This is a genomic window from Acinetobacter sp. AHP123, from assembly GCF_023757925.1.
Lineage (GTDB): Bacteria > Pseudomonadota > Gammaproteobacteria > Pseudomonadales > Moraxellaceae > Acinetobacter > Acinetobacter oleivorans.
In genome coordinates, this window is the sequence record NZ_CP092454.1 from 3,336,382 (window position 1) to 3,354,944 (window position 18,563).

Below are 18,563 nucleotides of genomic sequence, written 5' to 3' on the forward strand. Positions count from 1 at the left end.
TATAACATGTCTGGCATAACTCTCAATCTATAACACCTGATTGGGCTAATGCTTCAAATGCTATTTTTTTGCTTTCCTGATCACGAAATGCGATAAAGCCCTTATTTAAAACCGTGTGTCTCTGGTTATATTCAAAAGGTTTTCCATCAAGAGTAAGTAAACCACCGCCTATACTCTCTAATAGACCTTGACCAGAACTTGTGTCCCATTCAGAAGTTGGATGGAATCGCGGGTAAATATCTATTTCACCTTCCAACATCATGCAAAATTTATAGGCACTCCCAGCTTCTCTTCGAATAATATTATGTTCTTTTTCGATAGGTTGAATAAATTTTTGATATTTCGGATTTTTACTGCCATGACTAAGTCCTATTTGTATAGGTGCATCTAGCGAAGGCGAAGTTATCTGATATTGATACCACTGCTTTTGACTGAAACTATATTTAAAAGGTAAATCTTGCAGATATCCTAAATACACGACTTGTTCACATGGCACAGCAATAACTGAAAAGATTGTCTCTTTACCCTTAATCAAACTTAGGTTTATCGTGAATTCATCACGCTCATGAATAAACTCTTTAGTTCCGTCAAGCGGATCTAACATCCAACACGTAGACCAGTCATGGCGAGCACTATAATCGCTTTCTTCAGACAAAACAGGCAAGTCTGGGGTAATCTCTGCCAAGTGCTTTAATAAGAAAAGATTCACTTTTAAATCTGCTTGAGTTACAGGTGAATCATCTTGTTTTTCATGAATAGTAAACTCATAACCCGCAGAATAATTTTGATATTCTTGTAATAGAATCTGGCTCGCTTGTTCCAAGACTGGAAGAAGCTGATTAATCAAAGTATCTTGTGGACGTGTAGTTGTTATAAACATAAATATGCTCTACATAGTTTCATTTCTATTATAGGTGAATTATGAACAATTCAATATTCGCCAACAGTTTGATTTACTAAAAAAGTAATTTATCTTAATGATTAGATGAACAAAACTTTGTGTGCACACTATATAGTTAATATGAAAAATGATGATGTTAAAAAAACCATTATTATGTACAAAAAACAATCTATAAGTTATGAAAAATAAACAACTTAAATCAGATTCATCCATTTCCTTTTCATGTATTTCTTGTTATGTTCAATCACACAATAACAAGATGGAAGAAAGCGCACATGATGCTATATGGATATCATTTCTCGACAATAGAACGTAACTGGGAAGAACTTACGCCCTTAAATGAGTTCCTACAAACATTTGCAGATGATGATGGTGATGTTTCAACAAGAGATAAAGAATCTCTTAAAGAAATCATTGCAAAATCAGATACAGCTTTAGCTTTAGCAAGAGAAATGGGTTGGGATGGTAGTTATACAGGGTGTCCTTATCTATTCTGGTTACCAAACAAAAGTAGCCAGTCTTTTGAATATGGTTTTGTATTTAAGCAAACCTCAGATAATACAATTTTTGTTATTTCACCCATTGAATTGAGTTATCTAGCTCAGGATTCTGAAGTACAAACATTCAGTAAAAATATTGAATAAATAGTATAGGTTATTGATTCAGAGTTGATATCAATAACCTCATCTTATTTTAGATAGATTAGTCAAACATGCTTAACTGTGGTGTCGGTTTTATAACTTTTTCTTTTGGCACATGAGAACATTCAAATTCTTCAACCGGAAAGCCTTCGATAAAGCTGGAAATATCAGGTGATTCTAAACTTAACCACTCTTCTAGTCGGTCATGTGGAATCACAATCACTGATCTTTTGACATCGCCTGGTTCGTGAAAGTCTTTCATCATGGGATGGTCGATGGCATCCATAGTTAACATGCTTGCAGAACGAATAACCGTCTCATTAATTTTGCAAATTTCATAAATCGCTGCAATGAAAAAAGCTTGCCCATCTTTACGGCGTACACCCCATCGTTCCGGCTTATCATTTATATATTTACTTTCATAAAACTCGGTCACTGGAATTACCCCAAACTTACATTTAAGAGCAGCTTCTTGAAAACTCGGTTTTTGGAAAATCGTTTCTTGACGGGCATTGTAAGTATGTTTCGCTATGTTGGTATCTTCAGCCCACTTTGGAACCAAGCCGAACATGACTTCACGCCATTCAAGACCTTGTGGTGATTTGAATAATAGTGGCATTGTTCCCGCAGGATAAACCTCTTCGGCATAGCTAAAGCCAACCACAGGCAACTGAAGTTGCTGTAATTGAGCAAGAGTTAAAGGTTTAAAGTTGGCACACATAGCAAGAATAAAATACTCTATATTTACTTCTGTTATTTTATAAGCATTTAGGCAATAAACCAAATAAAAAGGCACTCGAAAGTGCCCTTAACGACATAACTTTACGCTTATGAAATGTGTTGAATCCCTTGAGGAATCGCCTGCAATAGACGTTTAGTGTAATCATGTTGAGGATGTGCATAGAGCTCATCTGAATTGGCAATTTCCACAACTTCACCATGATTCATGACCATCACCTGATCAGAGATATACTTCACAACCGATAAGTCATGTGAAATAAAGATATAACTCAGCCCAAACTCATCTTGTAAATCTTGTAATAAGTTAAGTACCTGCGCTTGGACTGAAACATCAAGCGCTGAAACAGATTCATCACAAATCAAAATTTCAGGCTTTAGCGTTAAACAGCGTGCAATCGCAATACGTTGGCGTTGTCCACCTGAAAACTCATGCGGGTATCGATAATAAGCTTGTTCAGGTAAATTCACTCTATCAAGTAAACCAAGCGCAATTTGTTTGCGCTCAGCATCATCTTTACCAATACCATGAATTTGCATAGGCTCTAATAATATCTGTCCAATGGTAAAACGTGGATTAAGAGAGGCATAGGGATTTTGAAAAATGATCTGAATCTTTCGCTGATATTTTGCAAACTCTTTTTCAGTTAATGAAAGAATATCTTTACCTTCGATGAAAGCCTGCCCACCAGATGCCTGATGTAAGCGCATGAGTAATAGCCCAACAGTCGTTTTACCTGAACCTGACTCACCGACTAAACCTAAGGTTTTTCCTTTAGCGAGTTTAAAAGAAACTCCTTTAACGGCCTGAAACTCTTCTTTGCCAAATAGACCTTTACGGCTATAAAAGCTTTTTTTCAGGTCTTTTACTTCCAAGATGATTTGCTCATCACCATTTAAGCCACGTTTGCGCTCGGGAATTTCTGAAGCATCAAAACTTTGTTCGACCAAAATGTTGTCTTCTTGACGCATAAAATCGCTAGTCACAGGCAAACGATAAGGTCGTTGTGACATTTGTGGGCGGCAATAGAGCAAAGCTCTCGTATATACATCTTTAGGCTGTTCAAGAACTTCTTTAGCAGCGCCTTGCTCTCTAATCTCACCATGACGCATCACAATAACTTTATCTGCAATTTCACCAACCAATGCTAAATCGTGAGTAATAAAAAGCATCGACATTTGACGGCGTTTACGCAATGACTCAAGTAAATCAATAATCTGTTTTTGGATCGTGACATCAAGTGCAGTGGTTGGCTCATCGGCAATGAGTAATTTAGGCTCACAAGCAATCGCCATAGCGATCATGACACGTTGTTGTTGACCACCCGAAAGTTGATTTGGATAGGCGTCAATTTTAGTTTCAGGTGAAGGAATACCGACTTCTTTAAGCAACTCTAAAACGCGTTGTCGGGCCTGTTTACGGCTCAATCCCATATGCAAACACAACACTTCTGCAATTTGATTGCCAACCGTAAAAACAGGATTTAATGATGACATCGGCTCCTGAAAAATCATCGCAATATCTTTGCCACAAATTTTACGCATCTCTGTACGAGATAAGCACAGTAAATCTTTGCCTTCAAATATAATTTTACTTTGCTCATCAATTTTACTCTGACCTACAGGCAGTAATCCCATAGTTGCCAAAGAAGTAACCGATTTGCCGCTACCCGACTCACCTACTAAAGCAACTGTTGTATTCTCAGGAATATCAAAGCTAATTCCTTTTACGGTTTCAATATATTGTTTATCTTCACCTTTAAAACTTACTCGTAAATTTTTAACATGAAGCAACGGCGCACTCTTATTTTCATGTTCTGACATTAGGATTTCCTCTTATTTTAGTTTTGGATCTAATGCATCACGAAGTGCATCAGTAAACATTGAAAATGCCGTTACCAAAACAGCCATCGCGACAGAGGCTGCGACAAGCTGCCACCACTTACCTAAAAGAAGTTCACTTTGTGCTTCATTTAACATGCTCCCCCAAGACACTACGCCTACTGGCACACCAAAACCTAAGAAACTCAAGATGACCTCAGATTTAATGAAAGACACCACCAAAATTGACATTTGGACCAAAGCGATATGGCTGACATTAGGGAAAATATGAATGAACATACGGCGAAAGTGTCCAACGCCAATTGCTTTAGCAGCAAGAACGTACTCACGTGCAGTATGTTTCATATATTCGGCACGAATTAAACGATAAACACCCGTCCAGCCCGTTAAACCTAAAATCAGAACAATGGATAAAATGCCTTTTTGTTGAAGTACGGCAGCAATAGCAAGCACTAATAATAAATAGGGAATTGAAGTAAAAATGTTATAAAACCAGTTGAGAATGTCATCAACCCAACCACCAAAATATCCAGAAATTGCACCTAAAAGTGTACCAATCCCTACTGCAAGTAAAGCCGATATCACCCCAACAATAATTGATGTTTCAGCACCTTTAATGGTCTTTTTAAGGACGTCTTGTCCCCATTTATCAGCTCCAAATATAAGTGTGCTTTTAAGTTCACTTTGCTGATCAAGTAAATGTCCACCAAGTTGCTGATCAATGGCCTTCATATCATCAGCTAAAGGGTCAACTACACCATAATAATCAATTGCACTTCCCGCACTCTTTTCTTGTTTAATTTCAGCCTTGAGTTGGTGAATTACATCTTTTAAAGGATCAACAGGATTTATCGGTAACTCTTCTTCAATCGCTGCTGCATTTTGCCCTGCACCGGTTGTCTTATCTGCGCCTATAAATGTAGGTGGTGCATAACTTACTGCAACCTCTTTATTCCAGTCGGATGCAATCACACCCGTCATTGATAGAACCAAGATAATAAAATAAAGCAATACAATCACTAGCGATGACATCGCGATCTTGTCGGCCCGAAGACGACGCATGGCAAGTTTCCACAGGCCAGATGAATGAGCTTCGGCTTTTGTTTGTTGTTTTCTTTTTGATAAAACGCTCAGCATAGTCCACCTACTTCAACTGTACACGTGGATCAACCACTTTGTAGACCAAATCGGCAATCAGGTTAAAAATCATGGTTGCAGCTGCAATGTAAACTGTAATTGCTTTAATAACAGGAAAATCACTCCGCTCAACTGCAATAATCACCTCTCGACCAATCCCGGGAATACCAAAAAAACGTTCAATTAAAAATGCGCCTATGAGCAATGCAGGTAAAGTTGACATCACATCGGTAATAATAGGAATTGAAGCGTTCCGCAGTACATGTACGCCTAAGATTCGGCTTTCACCTACACCTTTAGCACGTGCTGTTCGAACATAGTCCTGATTAATTTCATCAAGTACAAAGCTACGATATAAACGTAAAGTCGGTGCAATACTCACCACCAGCATGATTAGAATCGGCAGTAAGGCAAACTTAAATAAATTATCAGTAAAGCTATCGCTCCAACCTTGTACAGGGAACCAACTTAGCTGATACGCCAGAACATATTGAAAAACAATAATGTAAACTAGGATACTGATCGACATGCCGATGGTACATAACATCATGACCATACGGTCGGTTAGAGAACCACGTACAGCTGCAACAGCCAATGCCAAAATAATTGAAATAACCGTCTGTAAAATAGTCAGTGGAATTAAAAGCGTGAGCGATGGTCCCAATCGGGTTAAAATAATTTGAGAAACAGGTTCACCAGTACTCCAACTCGCCCCATAGTCAAAAGTGAGAATCTGCTTAATAAAAATCCAGAGCTGAACGTAATAAGGCTGATCGACACCTAGCTGCTTACGAATGTTTTCAATCTGCTCAGGATTAGACATCTTGCCCGCTAAAATATAAGCAGGATCGCCCCCTACCCAGTTAAAAAGAATAAAAATAAGTAAGACTACCCCCAACATAGTTGGAATCATCTGCCATAAACGCCGAATAACATATGCCAGCATAGTGATAATTCCTTATTTAACCCGTTGTCCGGTAATTTCATTAAAGAACGCTTTGTTATCAGGTTCACGGCCAAGGAAATCTTTAACTAATTCAGCTGCCGGCTTTTGGCTACCTTGCGACAAAATAGTTTGACGGTAACGCTGTCCAACTTGCGGATTATTAAGGTTGTCCCCATAGGCAGAAAGCATGTCTAAAGCTAAAACCTCAGACCACATATAGCCGTAATAACCTGCTTGATAACCGCCCATCAAATGCCCAAACTGTCCAGGAAATTCTGTTGTTGGTACATAACCTAAGGCTGTAGCAGCTTCCATTTTTTGCCAATTTTCTAAAGGTTTTACTTTTAAGGCATCAGCAGTATGCAATGACATATCGTACTGTGCATAAAGAGTCTGACGCGCATAGCGCAAGCCACGACCATAGTTATGTACAGCTTTTAAACGGGCAATTAGTTCGTCATCAACACGTGGACATGCTGGATCACAATAATCGGCCACTTTAGATAAAGTCTCTTTACGGCGTGCCCATTCTTCATACATTTGAGATGGCGCTTCTACAAAATCACGTTCTACGGATGTTCCTGACTGGCTGGCATAACGTGTATTTGATAAAATGCCATGTAAAGCGTGGCCAAACTCATGAACAAAAGTTTCAAGCTCGTCACTATTTAAACCTTTACGGTTAAAATTGGTGACTAATGCTGAAACTGGTAATCGATTGGTTAAAGTGCTGCCACCGTATACTCCCCAAACGGCGGCATGGCCATACTTCCCTTCACGAGGAAATTTATCCATATATAAGCCGCCAAGAAGCTTTCCTGTTTTTTTGTCAACTACATCGTAATATTCAACTTCATCCTGCCATGCTTTAACTTTGACAGGTTTAAAATCAATGCCATAAAGGTCAGCTGAAATAGCAAATAACCATTTTTGAGAAGCTAAAGTGGGGAAATAATCACGAAGTTTTTCCTGGTCAATCTGATATTTATTCTTACGAAGTTTTTCACTCCAGTAAGCTTCACTCCAACGTGTGATCTCGGTTTTCTCTAAGGGCGTTTTTAAGGTTTGTGCTTTAAACTCACGGAGTTCTTCTACTTCTTTACGTTCAAGTGGTGCTACTGTTTTTTGGACTTCTGCTAAAAATTGATTTACAGCCTCAGGCGTTTTAGCCATACGGTCTTTTAAAACCCAATCTGCATAACTTGCTTTTCCAAATAACTGAGCAAGCTCATAACGCAAATCAATTGCTTGTTTAAGTAGTTTTAAATTTTGCTCAGTACCACGTCGAGTAAAGGCAATTTGATATCTTTTCCGAGCATCATCATTATCTGCCAACTCCATAAATGGACGATATTCAGGATATTCAAACCCTAATAAATAACTGCCTTTAGTATTTTTCTTTAATGCTGAAATATAACTTTGAGGTAAGCCTTTCATTTCTTCAGGAGTAAACTCAAGTTTCTCCGGATTATCACGGACGTTACGGGCATATTCTTGTTCGAGTTTGGTCAACTCATCCAGAATGGCCTTCATTCGTGCACGCTTTACTGGTTCAAGTTGAACACCTGTGTCTTCAAACTGATCTAGAATATCTTGGCGGTATTTTTGGTCAATTGGGTCTGTTGTTTGTGTATTTTTAATTAAGTTATATAGCTTCGGGTTCTGAAATATATCAGTGTGAAACTGATTAATTTTGATTTCACAGTCTTCCGCTGCCTTACGTAATTTTGCATCTGGGTCTACGTTACTATATAGACTTATCGGACCTGAGAAATCTTCAAAATGCGCAAAAATTTTATCCCATTTTGCCAATAGAGGTGCCGCTGCAGCATTATCTTTAACAGGCGTTTTTTCAAAAATAGTAATCTGTTGTTGAATCTTTTTTAAATTAGCATCACACCATGCTGGGAGCTGTTGTGCTTTAAGTAATGGCAAGGTAGGACGTGTTGTCTCTGCCGTTGCAAACTGACTTATACCTATGGTCAACATACATAAAGTTGTCATTTTCAGTGCATTATTTTTCATCATATCTCCAATTTTTTTTCATTTAATGATTAGATTTAGTATGTTTATCGATATCAAAATACATCCACTCAGCATGTAAAATTGGATGCTTTTTATACCCAATGATTTGTGGTTGAGCCAGCATATTTCGGTAGCGTGCATAAGAGACCTGAACAGGCATATACACTTCTAATAAACGTGTCATTTTTCGATAAAGCGCATCTCTCTCAGGACCTGCTTGCATTTGTTGTGTCTGACGATATAACTGATCAAACTCTGGTGTCGAACCACAAGACCAGTTCGTCATATGCGTATTGGGTCCATAAAAATTCTGCATAAAATTATCCCCATCTGGATAATCTGCTATCCATGCAGAAGAACCAAACATACCTTCACATTGTTTTTGCGCTCGAATGAGGTCTGCAAAAAGCATGGGTTTAAAGACCATGCGAATATTTAAACTATCAAAGTTCTTTTTCCAAAGTTCAGCACTTTGCTGCCCAATGCTGTCACTGCGCGCCATATATTCAATGACCAGAGGCTTGCCATTTGGTTGTGTACGCCAACCTGAGGCATCTTTTTTATAGTGATATCGATCTAATAGTAAATTTGCTGCTTTCACGGAATATGGCGTGCTACTTCTATACTGTGGATCATTACCCACTACCCCTGGTGGAACTGGAAAATCCAAACGCTGAGCATCATCATTTCTTACTAATTTAATTTCTTGGTCTATTGAACGAGACATTGCTATTGCACGGCGTAAAGCAATCTTTTCTTTACTCATTCCGCCTACCACCGGATTCTTAAGATTCCAATAGATATAGCTAATTTCAGGATCAACAATACGAGATAGCTGCACACCTTCTTTAGCAAGTTCAGGTCTTAATTTACCGTCTTTAATTGCTTTTGCGACCAGTTGACCTTCAAGCTGAAATATATCAATTTCACCACGCTGAAATGCCAGCCATCGCGATTGATTTTCTTCCATAACCTGAATATCAATTGTGCCTATTTGAGGCATTTTTTTACCTTTAAGGCGTTTTACAATTGCTTCGTCCTCAGGGCTACTGGCAGCAAAGTTCCAAGTAAAACCACGAAAATCAGGATTCGCTTTTAAAACAATACGTGATGCTGGCACCCATTTACTGAGCACATAAGGTCCCGTCCCTACAGGATGGCCCATTACATAACCTGCTTTATCTTTATATTTTTCGATGACTTCACGTGCCACTGCACCTGTAGGGTCATGTGCTAGTAACAAAGGAAAGTTATAATCTGGCTTAACTAAACGAATCACCAAGGTATATCTATCTGGTGTTTGTAAACCAATTACCTTTTCGTCATAGTTAAATTTTCCAGTTTTATTGGATGCGTTTATTAATGCATCCATACCTTCAATTTTGTTCTCTAGCAACCAGCTATTTGGAGAACGTAAATTCGGGTCCAATAAACGCTTAAAAGAATAAGCATAATCATTGGCTGTTAATTCTCGTGGTTTACCTTTAAAAACAGGGTCCTGTGTAAAATAAATACCCTTTTTTATGTGAATGGTATAGGTCAGACCATCGGCACTGACTTCTGGCATCGCTGTGGCTATCTTCGGAACGAGTTTTGCTGGCCTTGCTAAATAATCATAGGTATATAAAGTTTCAAATATTGAAGTGGTTACATGTGCCGAATATAGATCATGAATATAAGCTGGGTCAAAACCTGTTTCTGCTGTCGGGAATACATAACGTAGAACTTTATTGGGATCGGCTGGGCTTTTAGCACATAGAGCTGTAGAACCAGTTAATGCTATGCTAGCAAGTAAAAAACTGACACCACAATGCTTGAGCTGTTTTATTAAATTTTCAGTCATATTTATCTTTATCTAAAATTATTTTTTAACAGGGGTAATATCAAGATATTGCCAGTTCGTATTCATCATTGGGTGGGGTTTAAAACCTTGAACTTGTGGCCGTATCAACCAGTTACGAATTCGAGTTACATGAATAATCCAAGGATTATCAGCTTCAATCTGGCGATTAAGCTTTTCGTAATATGGTAGACGTTGTTGGGGTGGTAAATGAGTGGCTTGACTATAAAGAGCATCGTATGTTTTAGACTGGTAACAAGCATGGTTTCCCTGACCAGCATTTGGTCCATACAGTAATTGTGCAAAATTATCTCCCTCAGGATAGTCAGCAATCCATGCGCCGCCCCAAATCATATATTTACATTGAGTTGCGGCTTTTAAGTTATCTGCAAAATTACTCACTTTGAATTCAGCACGAATCCCAATCGCGTCTAGATTTTTTTTCCATAATTCAGAAAGAATAACTGAAGATGAGCTATTTTCATTATTAATTTTTAAAACTAAAGGTTTTCCATTTGGCAAATTTCGATAGCCATCAGTCCCTTTTTTATAACCATAATAATCAAGTAATTTATTTGCCAATAATGGATTGTACCCTACGCTACTTCTGTACTTGGGGTTATATCCATTTACACCTTCAGGTATGAACATTTCTGCTCTAACAGCTTGGCCTTTGTAAACCAGTCTTATACTTTCTTTTTGATTATATGCCAACGTAATTGCTCTACGAAGCGCAATCTTTTCTGGGCTAAAACCGCCAATGACCGGATCCCGCATGTTCATCATCGTATAGGTCATTTCGGGTTCCTTATATGGGAAGTGCTTAATTCCCCTTTTCTGAAAAGAAGTCTTAAGTTGATTTCCATCTAAAGCTTGAGGAACTGCATCTGCTGTAAGTCTGTCAAAATCTAATTGACCAGACTGAAAAGCTAACCATCGTGACTGTTGTTCTTCAATAATACTGACTACAACCTTACCAATTTGGGGCATTTTCTTACCGCTCATTTCTTTAATAAGCTGGTTATCCCAAGGTGTTCCTGTTGACTTAAAACTCCAGACAAAACCTCGATAATCAGGATTGGCAACTAACTCGACCTTACTTCTTGGAACATATTTACTTAGCATGTAAGGTCCGGTACCAACTGGATGCATGCCGATACGATCACCGTAATAGTCAACAACCTCTTTAGCAACGCCACCAAAGGTAATATAGGCAAGAATATAAGGAAAATTAAAATCTTGGCGAGTCAAAGTAAATTGTAAAGTATATCGATCAAGTGCTTTGACCCCAGCAATTGGGGTAGCATAATTAAACTTTCCCGTTTTCTTTGCTTGAGCTACAACTGCATCGGCACCTAACAATTTACCCTCAATAAAAGAAACTGAAGGTGCCCTATTTTCAGGATCTAAAATGCGTTTAACTGCATAGACGTAGTCTTCAGCTACCAGCTCACGGCGTTTACCTTTAAAAGCAGGGTCATTGGTAAAATAAATACCAGGCCTAATTTTAAATGTATAAACTTTACCGTCTTGTTCCACCTTAGGCAGGCTTTCAGCCGTATATGGAACTAACTGTACGGGACGAGCTAAATAATCATATTTGAGTAAGGGCTCAAATATGGTTTCCGCAATACTAGCACTATAAAAATTGGTGGTTTTAACCATGTCAAAACCATCATCTGGGGCTTCATAGGCAACGTGTAATATTTTGTTTGGTTGCGCAGGCGTTTGGGCGAAAGCACAAGAAACTGATGTAATAGCCAGACTTAGAATGGCGAGCTTAAAAATTTTTAATTTCAAGTTCCTACCTACTTAATTAATTTTTTAAAGATATTATCCTTTTGAGTAACATCTAAATCCGAATAAGAAAAGTTCTTTCTCAATGGACTACTTTCTTCTTTGTAAATTATTAACCTTTCTATTCAATCTTTTATTTGATCGAATGGAAAATTTCATAATGAAATTAGAAAGCTGTAACTATCTAATATAAAGCGAATTTCATGCCATATTTTATGATCAAGAATAATTCATATAGAAATATTTAAAATTTACATTTTAATTAGGCACTTAAAACTTCTGGGACTATATAAATAAAAGTAAGTTTTTGCCAAATATTATATTTATATAACTTATCCATTATTAGCCCATAATGCACAATTAAAAGTCATAAATGTTTCATTCTAGTTCATATTTTTTTTATAGATCAAACAAGAAACATCAACTTAAAATATTAATTTATATTAAAAAATTAAAAAACAAAAGAAATGTTACATTATACAATTACATTTAAAAAAGTTCTAAAAAGATACAAAAGATACGAATCGATACATGAACAATCCAATAATGATTACTTTTTGCACAAATAATTTTGGAACTTTTGGCCACTATATAAAAACTTACCAAATGGAAAATTTTTTAGGGGGAGATAAAACACTAGATCCTCACCACAAACATAATAAAATCAATATATATCAATATTTTGCATAAACTAAAAAAAGAAAAATATATAGTTGGCACTTGCTTTGCTTAAAAACTTTCCAGCAATATCGCTAACTACAACAAAAAGGGATCAAATCCACGATGAAAAAAAAATACAATGTTCGATCTCAGGTAACCCCCAAGATTGGCAAAACAATACTTAAATTAAGTACCCTTAGTTTAAGCATGATGTGTCTTACCATGGCACAAGCAGCGGAAACAGAACAATCAAGCAATGATGATAAACCCATCAAAGTTGTAAAAGTTGCTGTGACAGGCTCTTCAATCAAGGGAGTTGCAGCTCAAAGTGCTTCACCCATTACTATCGTAAAAGTGGATGAAATTTTAAAACAAGGGGTGACTACAACTGAAGAGGCCTTAGCAAAGATTAGTGCAAACCAATCAAGTTTTGTCACAGCACAAAATGTAGGGGCAAGTGGAACCGTAGGCTCAGCAGCAGACCTTCGAGGAATTGGTGCCAATAAAACTTTAATCCTACTTAATGGTCGCCGATTAGCTGCAAATGCCTATGATAGCGGTGTCACAAACTTAAATATTATTCCGCTAGCTATGTTAGATCGCATTGAGGTCTTACGAGATGGGGCATCAGCAATTTACGGTACAGATGCGATTGGCGGTGTAATCAACTTCATTACAAAAAAACAATTTACTGGTTTAAACATCAGTGGAGGTTTGACACAACCAGAGCACAATGGAGGTGATACACAAGATCTAAGCGTATTTGGTGGTTATGGTGATCTTGATGAAAATGGATTTAATATTTTTGGTGTCATCGATTACCGACATGGTAACGACGTTATGGCTAAAGATCGCAAAGTTAGTAAACGTGGAGGATTAATACCAGAACTAGGTATTACAAAAGGGAGTAGCGGTAGCTTTCCCGCTAATTTTTATGACAAGGAAACTGGTGCCGAAGGAAACCCATATGCAGCCACAGGCTGTGGAGGTAACCCGCTTGTTTACGTACAGAATGGATCCTGCCGTTACAACAGTCAGGCAGTGATTGGAATTGTTCCAAAAACTGAAGACATCTCAGCACTAGGGCGTGCTACTTTTAAACTCAATGATAATTTAAATGCTGTAGCGGAATACGTCTATGCACGTAATGAAATTACTACCTCTGTGGCTCCAGATGTTTTCTTTGATTTAACATTAAATCCTGATAGCAAATATTATCCAGGTAATGGTATTACTCCTGGAATGAATAATGTGAGCGGTCCACTTGAACTTTATATTCGTTCTCAAGCTGGTAATCGTGTTAGTTCTAGTATTAACGAGTCACATCGAGTATTCGGTGGTCTAGAGGGTGAAGCATTCGGTTGGGATATTAATACTGGAGTTACTTATGCTCATAGCGAAGCAGAAGATAGGTTAAACAGTGGGTATCTTAACTACAACAAAACTCAAGAGGCTTTAAATAATGGTATTTTAAACCCATTCGGTCCGCAAGCACCAGAAGATGCAGGTTTATGGGATACACTAGGTGTAACTGGTGCTTATTTAAAAGCAGACGTTGACTCAACTACTGTTGATTTCACCGCCAGTCGACCTATATTTAAATTACCTGCCGGTGACGTTGGTTTTGCAATTGGAACTAGCTATCGCCATGATGAATGGACTTCAAACGTAGTATCTGAAGTGGCTAGTCAAGCACCAAGTACAGGAGTTGATCCGAATGAACCTACGAATAAAGGAAAAAGAGATATTAAAGCAGTCTTTACTGAACTGCATATTCCCTTACATAAAACTTTAGAAGCTCAACTTGCTGCTCGTTACGATGATTATAGTGATTTCGGCGATACGTTTAATCCTAAATTCGCACTTCGTTGGGAACCAATTAAACAATTAATGTTCCGTACCTCTTATAGTACAGGATTCCGAGCACCAACTTTATGGGAAGTAAATGCTCCTAACTCTATAACAAATACTTCAGCTTACTATAATGACCCTGTACTGTGTCCAAATGGCCCTCCTAAAAAACCAGGAGATACTCTTCCACCGGGTGGTGTTGCCAGTCGTGATTGCGAAACCCAATTTGATCGCAAAAATGGAGGAAATAAAGATCTCGATCCTGAAGAGTCAAAATCATTTACTGCTGGTCTAGTTCTAGAACCAATTAAGAATTTAGTTCTAACCTTAGATTATTTTAATATTGAAGTTGAAAATCAAATTGCTGCATTACCTGAGAGTGACATTTTTAACAATCCAACAAAATATGCCGACAAGTTCGTACGCAACCCAGATGGAACACTTAACCATATCATTACTACTCAAGATAATATGGGTGATTTAAAAACTTCAGGTGTCGATGTAAGTCTAAATTATATAACCCCAATGACTGCAACAGGTCGATTTGGCTTTGGAATCGATGGAACTTATGTCATTAAATATAAATATCAAAATGAAAAAGATGGAGAATGGATTAGTAGTTTAGGCACATATGTTGGAGATGCCCCAATTATTCGTTGGAAACATACTGCTAATTTATACTGGAATTATCAAAACTGGGGCGTAAATTTCCAACAACAATTCACTCGTGGTTATGATGACCAAAACTCAAGCTCCACTGTCAAGGCAGGTTATCGAGACCACAAAGTGAGCGACTATACAATTTATAATATTTCAGGTACTTACAAAGGCTTTAAAAATCTAGAAGTCACCGCAGGAATTAAAAATATTTTTGATGAAGACCCGCCAGCTTCAAATGTTGGCGATAACTTTCAAATGGGATATGACCCACGTTACGCAGATCCTTTAGGGCGTACGTACTTTGTACGAGGTACATATAAGTTCTAAATGGTTGTTCTGCAAACATGACTTTAAACATCGTGTTTGCAGACCGAATACTCACCCTTAGTCAAACATTAATTTAAGAATTGTTTGTCTCAAGTTTCAGGAGTAACTATGGGCATGACGTTTACAGACATAGAAAATAAATCTGCAAAGCGCCTTATTGGTATTGCCGCAGTACTTTTTCTGCATCTTATTGTTGCCTATATTCTGATGTCAGGTTTAGCAAACAATATTCAAAAACCAGCAGAAAAACCTGTGGAATTACAAATTATTCAAGATATTAAACCGCCTCCTCCACCTAAACCAGAGGAGCCAAAACCTAAGGAAAAACCGCCTGAACCTCCTAAAATGGTAGAAAAAGTTGCCAAAGTTCCTGAGCCGCCTAAACAAGTAGAGAAAGTAGCGACACCGGTACAAAAAACGACACCAGTAGCTCAACCAACTAAAGTTGCTACTCCAGCTCCTGCTGCACCTAGCACCCCATCACCAAGCCCTGTTGCCGCACCAGCTCCAGTGGCAGCTGCCCCAGCTCCTAAACCAGCTGGCGTAACTCGCGGTGTTTCAGAAGGTTCTGCTGGATGTGAAAAACCGGAATATCCTCGTGAAGCACTGATGAATGAAGAACAAGGTACGGTGCGTATACGTGTTTTGGTTGATACTTCAGGCAAAGTCATTGATGCCAAAGTAAAAAAATCAAGTGGCAGCAAAACCTTAGATAAAGCAGCAACTAAAGCTTACAGCTTATGTACATTCAAACCAGCAATGAAAGATGGCGTGCCTCAGCAAGACTGGTATGAAATTGAATATCCATTCGTAATTGAATAAACAATTGAATTAGTAAGAAATTAAAAAATATTGGAGATAATATGATGAAAAAATCAACTCAACCGCTAGTACGTTTCGCTTCTGCAAGTTTAATCGCAGCTTGCTCATTACTTCCATTAAACTCGGTTTTTGCAGAAGAAACGAGTAATGCTCCTGTGGCAACAGCAACCGCTGAAGCTACTTCAAATGCAAATACTCCAACTCCACCACCGAAACCAGCAACAAGCGAAACTGTTAAAAACCCTTATGGTCTAGAAGCACTTTGGCGTGAAGGAGACTTAGTCGCTAAATCTACCTTATTTATATTAGTACTGATGTCTATTGGCACGTGGTACATCATTATTTCAAAATTCTTACAGCAAGCTAAAGTAAAACGCCAAGGTAAAGAAGCTGAGAAAAGTTTTTGGGAAGCAACTTCACTAGATAATGCAGCTGATAATTTAGAACAAAGTAGCGCATATCGCTTTATTGCAGAAAAAGGTATTAACTCAACTAAATCGCACGGCGGCTCTTTACTTGAGCGAATCGATTTTAATACATGGGTGAGCATATCAATTCAACGTGCAATTGAAAAAATACAAAATCATTTAGGTGGTGGTTTAGCTTTCTTAGCAACCGTTGGCTCAACGGCACCCTTTGTTGGTCTTTTTGGTACGGTTTGGGGAATTTATCACGCATTAACTGCCATCGGAATTTCAGGTCAGGCATCTATTGATAAAGTTGCTGGTCCTGTCGGTGAAGCTTTAATTATGACAGCTATTGGTCTTGCAGTCGCAGTACCGGCTGTACTTGGTTACAACTGGCTGACTCGCCGTAATAAAGCCGTTATGGAAAATGTTCGCTCGTTTGGTTCAGATTTACACGCAGTTTTATTAAGCGGAGAAATTAGTACCAATAATTCGGTTAACCGCAGCATTAAATAACGAGGAGCAAACGTTATGGGTATGAGTGTTGGTTCTGAAGATGACGATGAAATGATTGGCGCAATTAATACGACGCCTCTAGTTGATGTCATGTTAGTTTTACTTATTATTTTCTTAATTACGATTCCGGTAGTTACACATACGGTTCCAGTGAAACTACCAGAAGAAAAAAATACGCCATATGCCACCACACCTGAAAATATTCAACTTTCTGTGAACAAGAAAGGAGATATTTTCTGGAATGAAAGCTATGTGCCTAATAAAGAAATATTGCTATCAAAGCTTCAAGCAGTTGCACAAAAAAGGCCTCAGCCAGAAGTTCATATTCGTGGAGACCAGCTTACTCATTTTGAGGCGATAGATCAGGTCATTAGCACGACCAAACAAGCTGGTATTGGCAAAATTGCATTTGTTACTACCCCACCAGCCTCCCAGTAATTATTTAAGGAGAATTTTATGGGTATGAATGTCGGTTCAAATAATGATGACGATGTGATGTTAGAAGTTAACATGACGCCTCTTATTGATGTCATGTTGGTACTTATTATTATGTTCATTATTACCATCCCAGCACCAAACAATGCGATTAATATTAATTTGCCAAACGGCACACCGCCTCCAACAAATGAAAAGCCACCTGAAGTGATTGATGTAAGAATTGACGCAGCAGGTAAAGTGTTTTGGAATAACCAGCAGGTTTCAGACCGCACCGCACTAGAGACTTTATTTCAAAGTGTGGTTGCCAAAAAAGATCAAGACCAGATCAAACTTAAACCAGATCAAATGGCTGAATATAAGAATGTAGCGATGGTCATGGCTACAGCGCAGCGTTTAGGTGTCACCAAAATTGGAATTGTGAGCAGTAACTAATATTGCTTTTAAATCTATTCTATTACTTCATACGCTAACTGGAATTTTCGGTTAGCGTTTTTTTTGAAGGGAAATATTCAACTCTAAAATAATATCTCCACATTCATCATATTCTCCAGTTTCTATAAAACCCAATTTTTTATAAAGTTTTCCAGCATAATGATTAGATGATTTATACATAGTTCGAATTCGTTTAGCTCCTTTTGTAAATATTTCATCAATTGCAATTTGCAATGCTTCGGTACCATAACCTTTAGCTTGATTATTTTTATCAATCATAAAACGAAATAACCAGAATAATGTCTCATCAGGTGGATCAATTTCGACGCAATACATTAAGAACCCAATGACGTCATTATTGAAACAGATCACTCTTGGACAGTAATGTTCTTCCACTTTAGACTCAGCAATAGAATAAACATTTGGTGCAACATAGTCTTTTTGAGATTCATCCAATGATAATTTTGCGCATAGAAGCCAATTCTCACGATCTAGACTTTTCAAGTTAATCAAATTCAAAAATCCTTTAGAGATACATTTTCTTAGTTTAAGCAAAAAATATACCGAGAATAAAAAAAGCCTC

The 18,563-nt window shown here is 37.9% G+C and carries 15 protein-coding genes; 6 read left to right on the top strand and 9 right to left on the bottom strand.

Annotation, left to right across the window (positions count from 1 at the left end; translation table 11 throughout):
• Positions 1-22 precede the first annotated feature (22 nt).
• Positions 23-880, bottom strand: coding sequence for a 3'(2'),5'-bisphosphate nucleotidase CysQ family protein (locus MJX77_RS15855; RefSeq protein WP_252059619.1), 858 nt, complete (start codon positions 878-880; stop codon positions 23-25).
• A gap of 296 nt (positions 881-1,176) precedes the next feature.
• Here MJX77_RS15855 and MJX77_RS15860 point away from each other — a divergent pair, with 296 nt between their 5' ends.
• Positions 1,177-1,545, top strand: coding sequence for a hypothetical protein (locus tag MJX77_RS15860; protein WP_252059620.1), 369 nt, complete (start codon positions 1,177-1,179; stop codon positions 1,543-1,545).
• Between the two features lie 58 nt (positions 1,546-1,603).
• Here MJX77_RS15860 and MJX77_RS15865 read toward each other — a convergent pair whose 3' ends face one another.
• The 7 genes from MJX77_RS15865 to MJX77_RS15895 form a co-directional block, all read right to left on the bottom strand.
• A complete protein-coding gene (locus MJX77_RS15865) occupies positions 1,604-2,263 on the bottom strand; it encodes an SOS response-associated peptidase family protein (protein ID WP_252061348.1) in 660 nt (219 codons plus the stop codon).
• A gap of 107 nt (positions 2,264-2,370) precedes the next feature.
• Positions 2,371-4,104 (bottom strand): ABC transporter ATP-binding protein, encoded by a 1,734-nt coding sequence (locus MJX77_RS15870; protein ID WP_252059621.1) that lies wholly within the window; start codon positions 4,102-4,104, stop codon positions 2,371-2,373.
• A gap of 12 nt (positions 4,105-4,116) precedes the next feature.
• On the bottom strand, positions 4,117-5,259 hold the full coding sequence (locus tag MJX77_RS15875) for an ABC transporter permease (protein ID WP_107880070.1): 1,143 nt from the start codon (positions 5,257-5,259) through the stop codon (positions 4,117-4,119).
• 7 nt (positions 5,260-5,266) lie between these two features.
• A complete protein-coding gene (locus MJX77_RS15880) occupies positions 5,267-6,205 on the bottom strand; it encodes an ABC transporter permease (RefSeq protein ID WP_005304778.1) in 939 nt (312 codons plus the stop codon).
• 12 nt (positions 6,206-6,217) lie between these two features.
• The gene (locus MJX77_RS15885; RefSeq protein ID WP_252061349.1) at positions 6,218-8,230 is read right to left on the bottom strand and encodes a M3 family metallopeptidase; all 2,013 of its coding nucleotides are present in this window, start codon (positions 8,228-8,230) and stop codon (positions 6,218-6,220) included.
• 22 nt (positions 8,231-8,252) lie between these two features.
• Positions 8,253-10,073, bottom strand: a complete 1,821-nt coding sequence (locus MJX77_RS15890) for an ABC transporter substrate-binding protein (RefSeq protein WP_252059622.1) — start codon at positions 10,071-10,073, stop codon at positions 8,253-8,255.
• An 18-nt stretch (positions 10,074-10,091) separates the two neighbouring features.
• On the bottom strand, positions 10,092-11,870 hold the full coding sequence (locus MJX77_RS15895) for an ABC transporter substrate-binding protein (RefSeq protein WP_252059623.1): 1,779 nt from the start codon (positions 11,868-11,870) through the stop codon (positions 10,092-10,094).
• 780 nt (positions 11,871-12,650) lie between these two features.
• On the opposite strand from MJX77_RS15895, the gene MJX77_RS15900 reads away from it, so the two are divergent.
• The 5 genes from MJX77_RS15900 to MJX77_RS15920 all read left to right on the top strand — a co-directional run bounded on the left by MJX77_RS15900 (position 12,651) and on the right by MJX77_RS15920 (position 17,980).
• Positions 12,651-15,365 (top strand): TonB-dependent receptor, encoded by a 2,715-nt coding sequence (locus tag MJX77_RS15900; RefSeq protein WP_252059624.1) that lies wholly within the window; start codon positions 12,651-12,653, stop codon positions 15,363-15,365.
• 108 nt (positions 15,366-15,473) lie between these two features.
• A complete protein-coding gene (locus MJX77_RS15905) occupies positions 15,474-16,187 on the top strand; it encodes an energy transducer TonB (protein ID WP_005304763.1) in 714 nt (237 codons plus the stop codon).
• A gap of 41 nt (positions 16,188-16,228) precedes the next feature.
• Positions 16,229-17,110 (top strand): MotA/TolQ/ExbB proton channel family protein, encoded by an 882-nt coding sequence (locus MJX77_RS15910; protein WP_004792695.1) that lies wholly within the window; start codon positions 16,229-16,231, stop codon positions 17,108-17,110.
• A gap of 15 nt (positions 17,111-17,125) precedes the next feature.
• Entirely contained in the window at positions 17,126-17,548 is a 423-nt protein-coding gene (locus tag MJX77_RS15915; RefSeq protein WP_004792697.1) for an ExbD/TolR family protein, read from the top strand.
• An 18-nt stretch (positions 17,549-17,566) separates the two neighbouring features.
• Positions 17,567-17,980, top strand: a complete 414-nt coding sequence (locus MJX77_RS15920) for an ExbD/TolR family protein (RefSeq protein ID WP_013198067.1) — start codon at positions 17,567-17,569, stop codon at positions 17,978-17,980.
• 51 nt (positions 17,981-18,031) lie between these two features.
• Here the strand turns inward: MJX77_RS15920 and MJX77_RS15925 are convergent, their stop codons facing one another.
• Complete coding sequence (locus MJX77_RS15925) at positions 18,032-18,493, bottom strand: GNAT family N-acetyltransferase (protein WP_049836532.1); 462 nt, start codon at positions 18,491-18,493, stop codon at positions 18,032-18,034.
• Positions 18,494-18,563 lie beyond the last annotated feature (70 nt).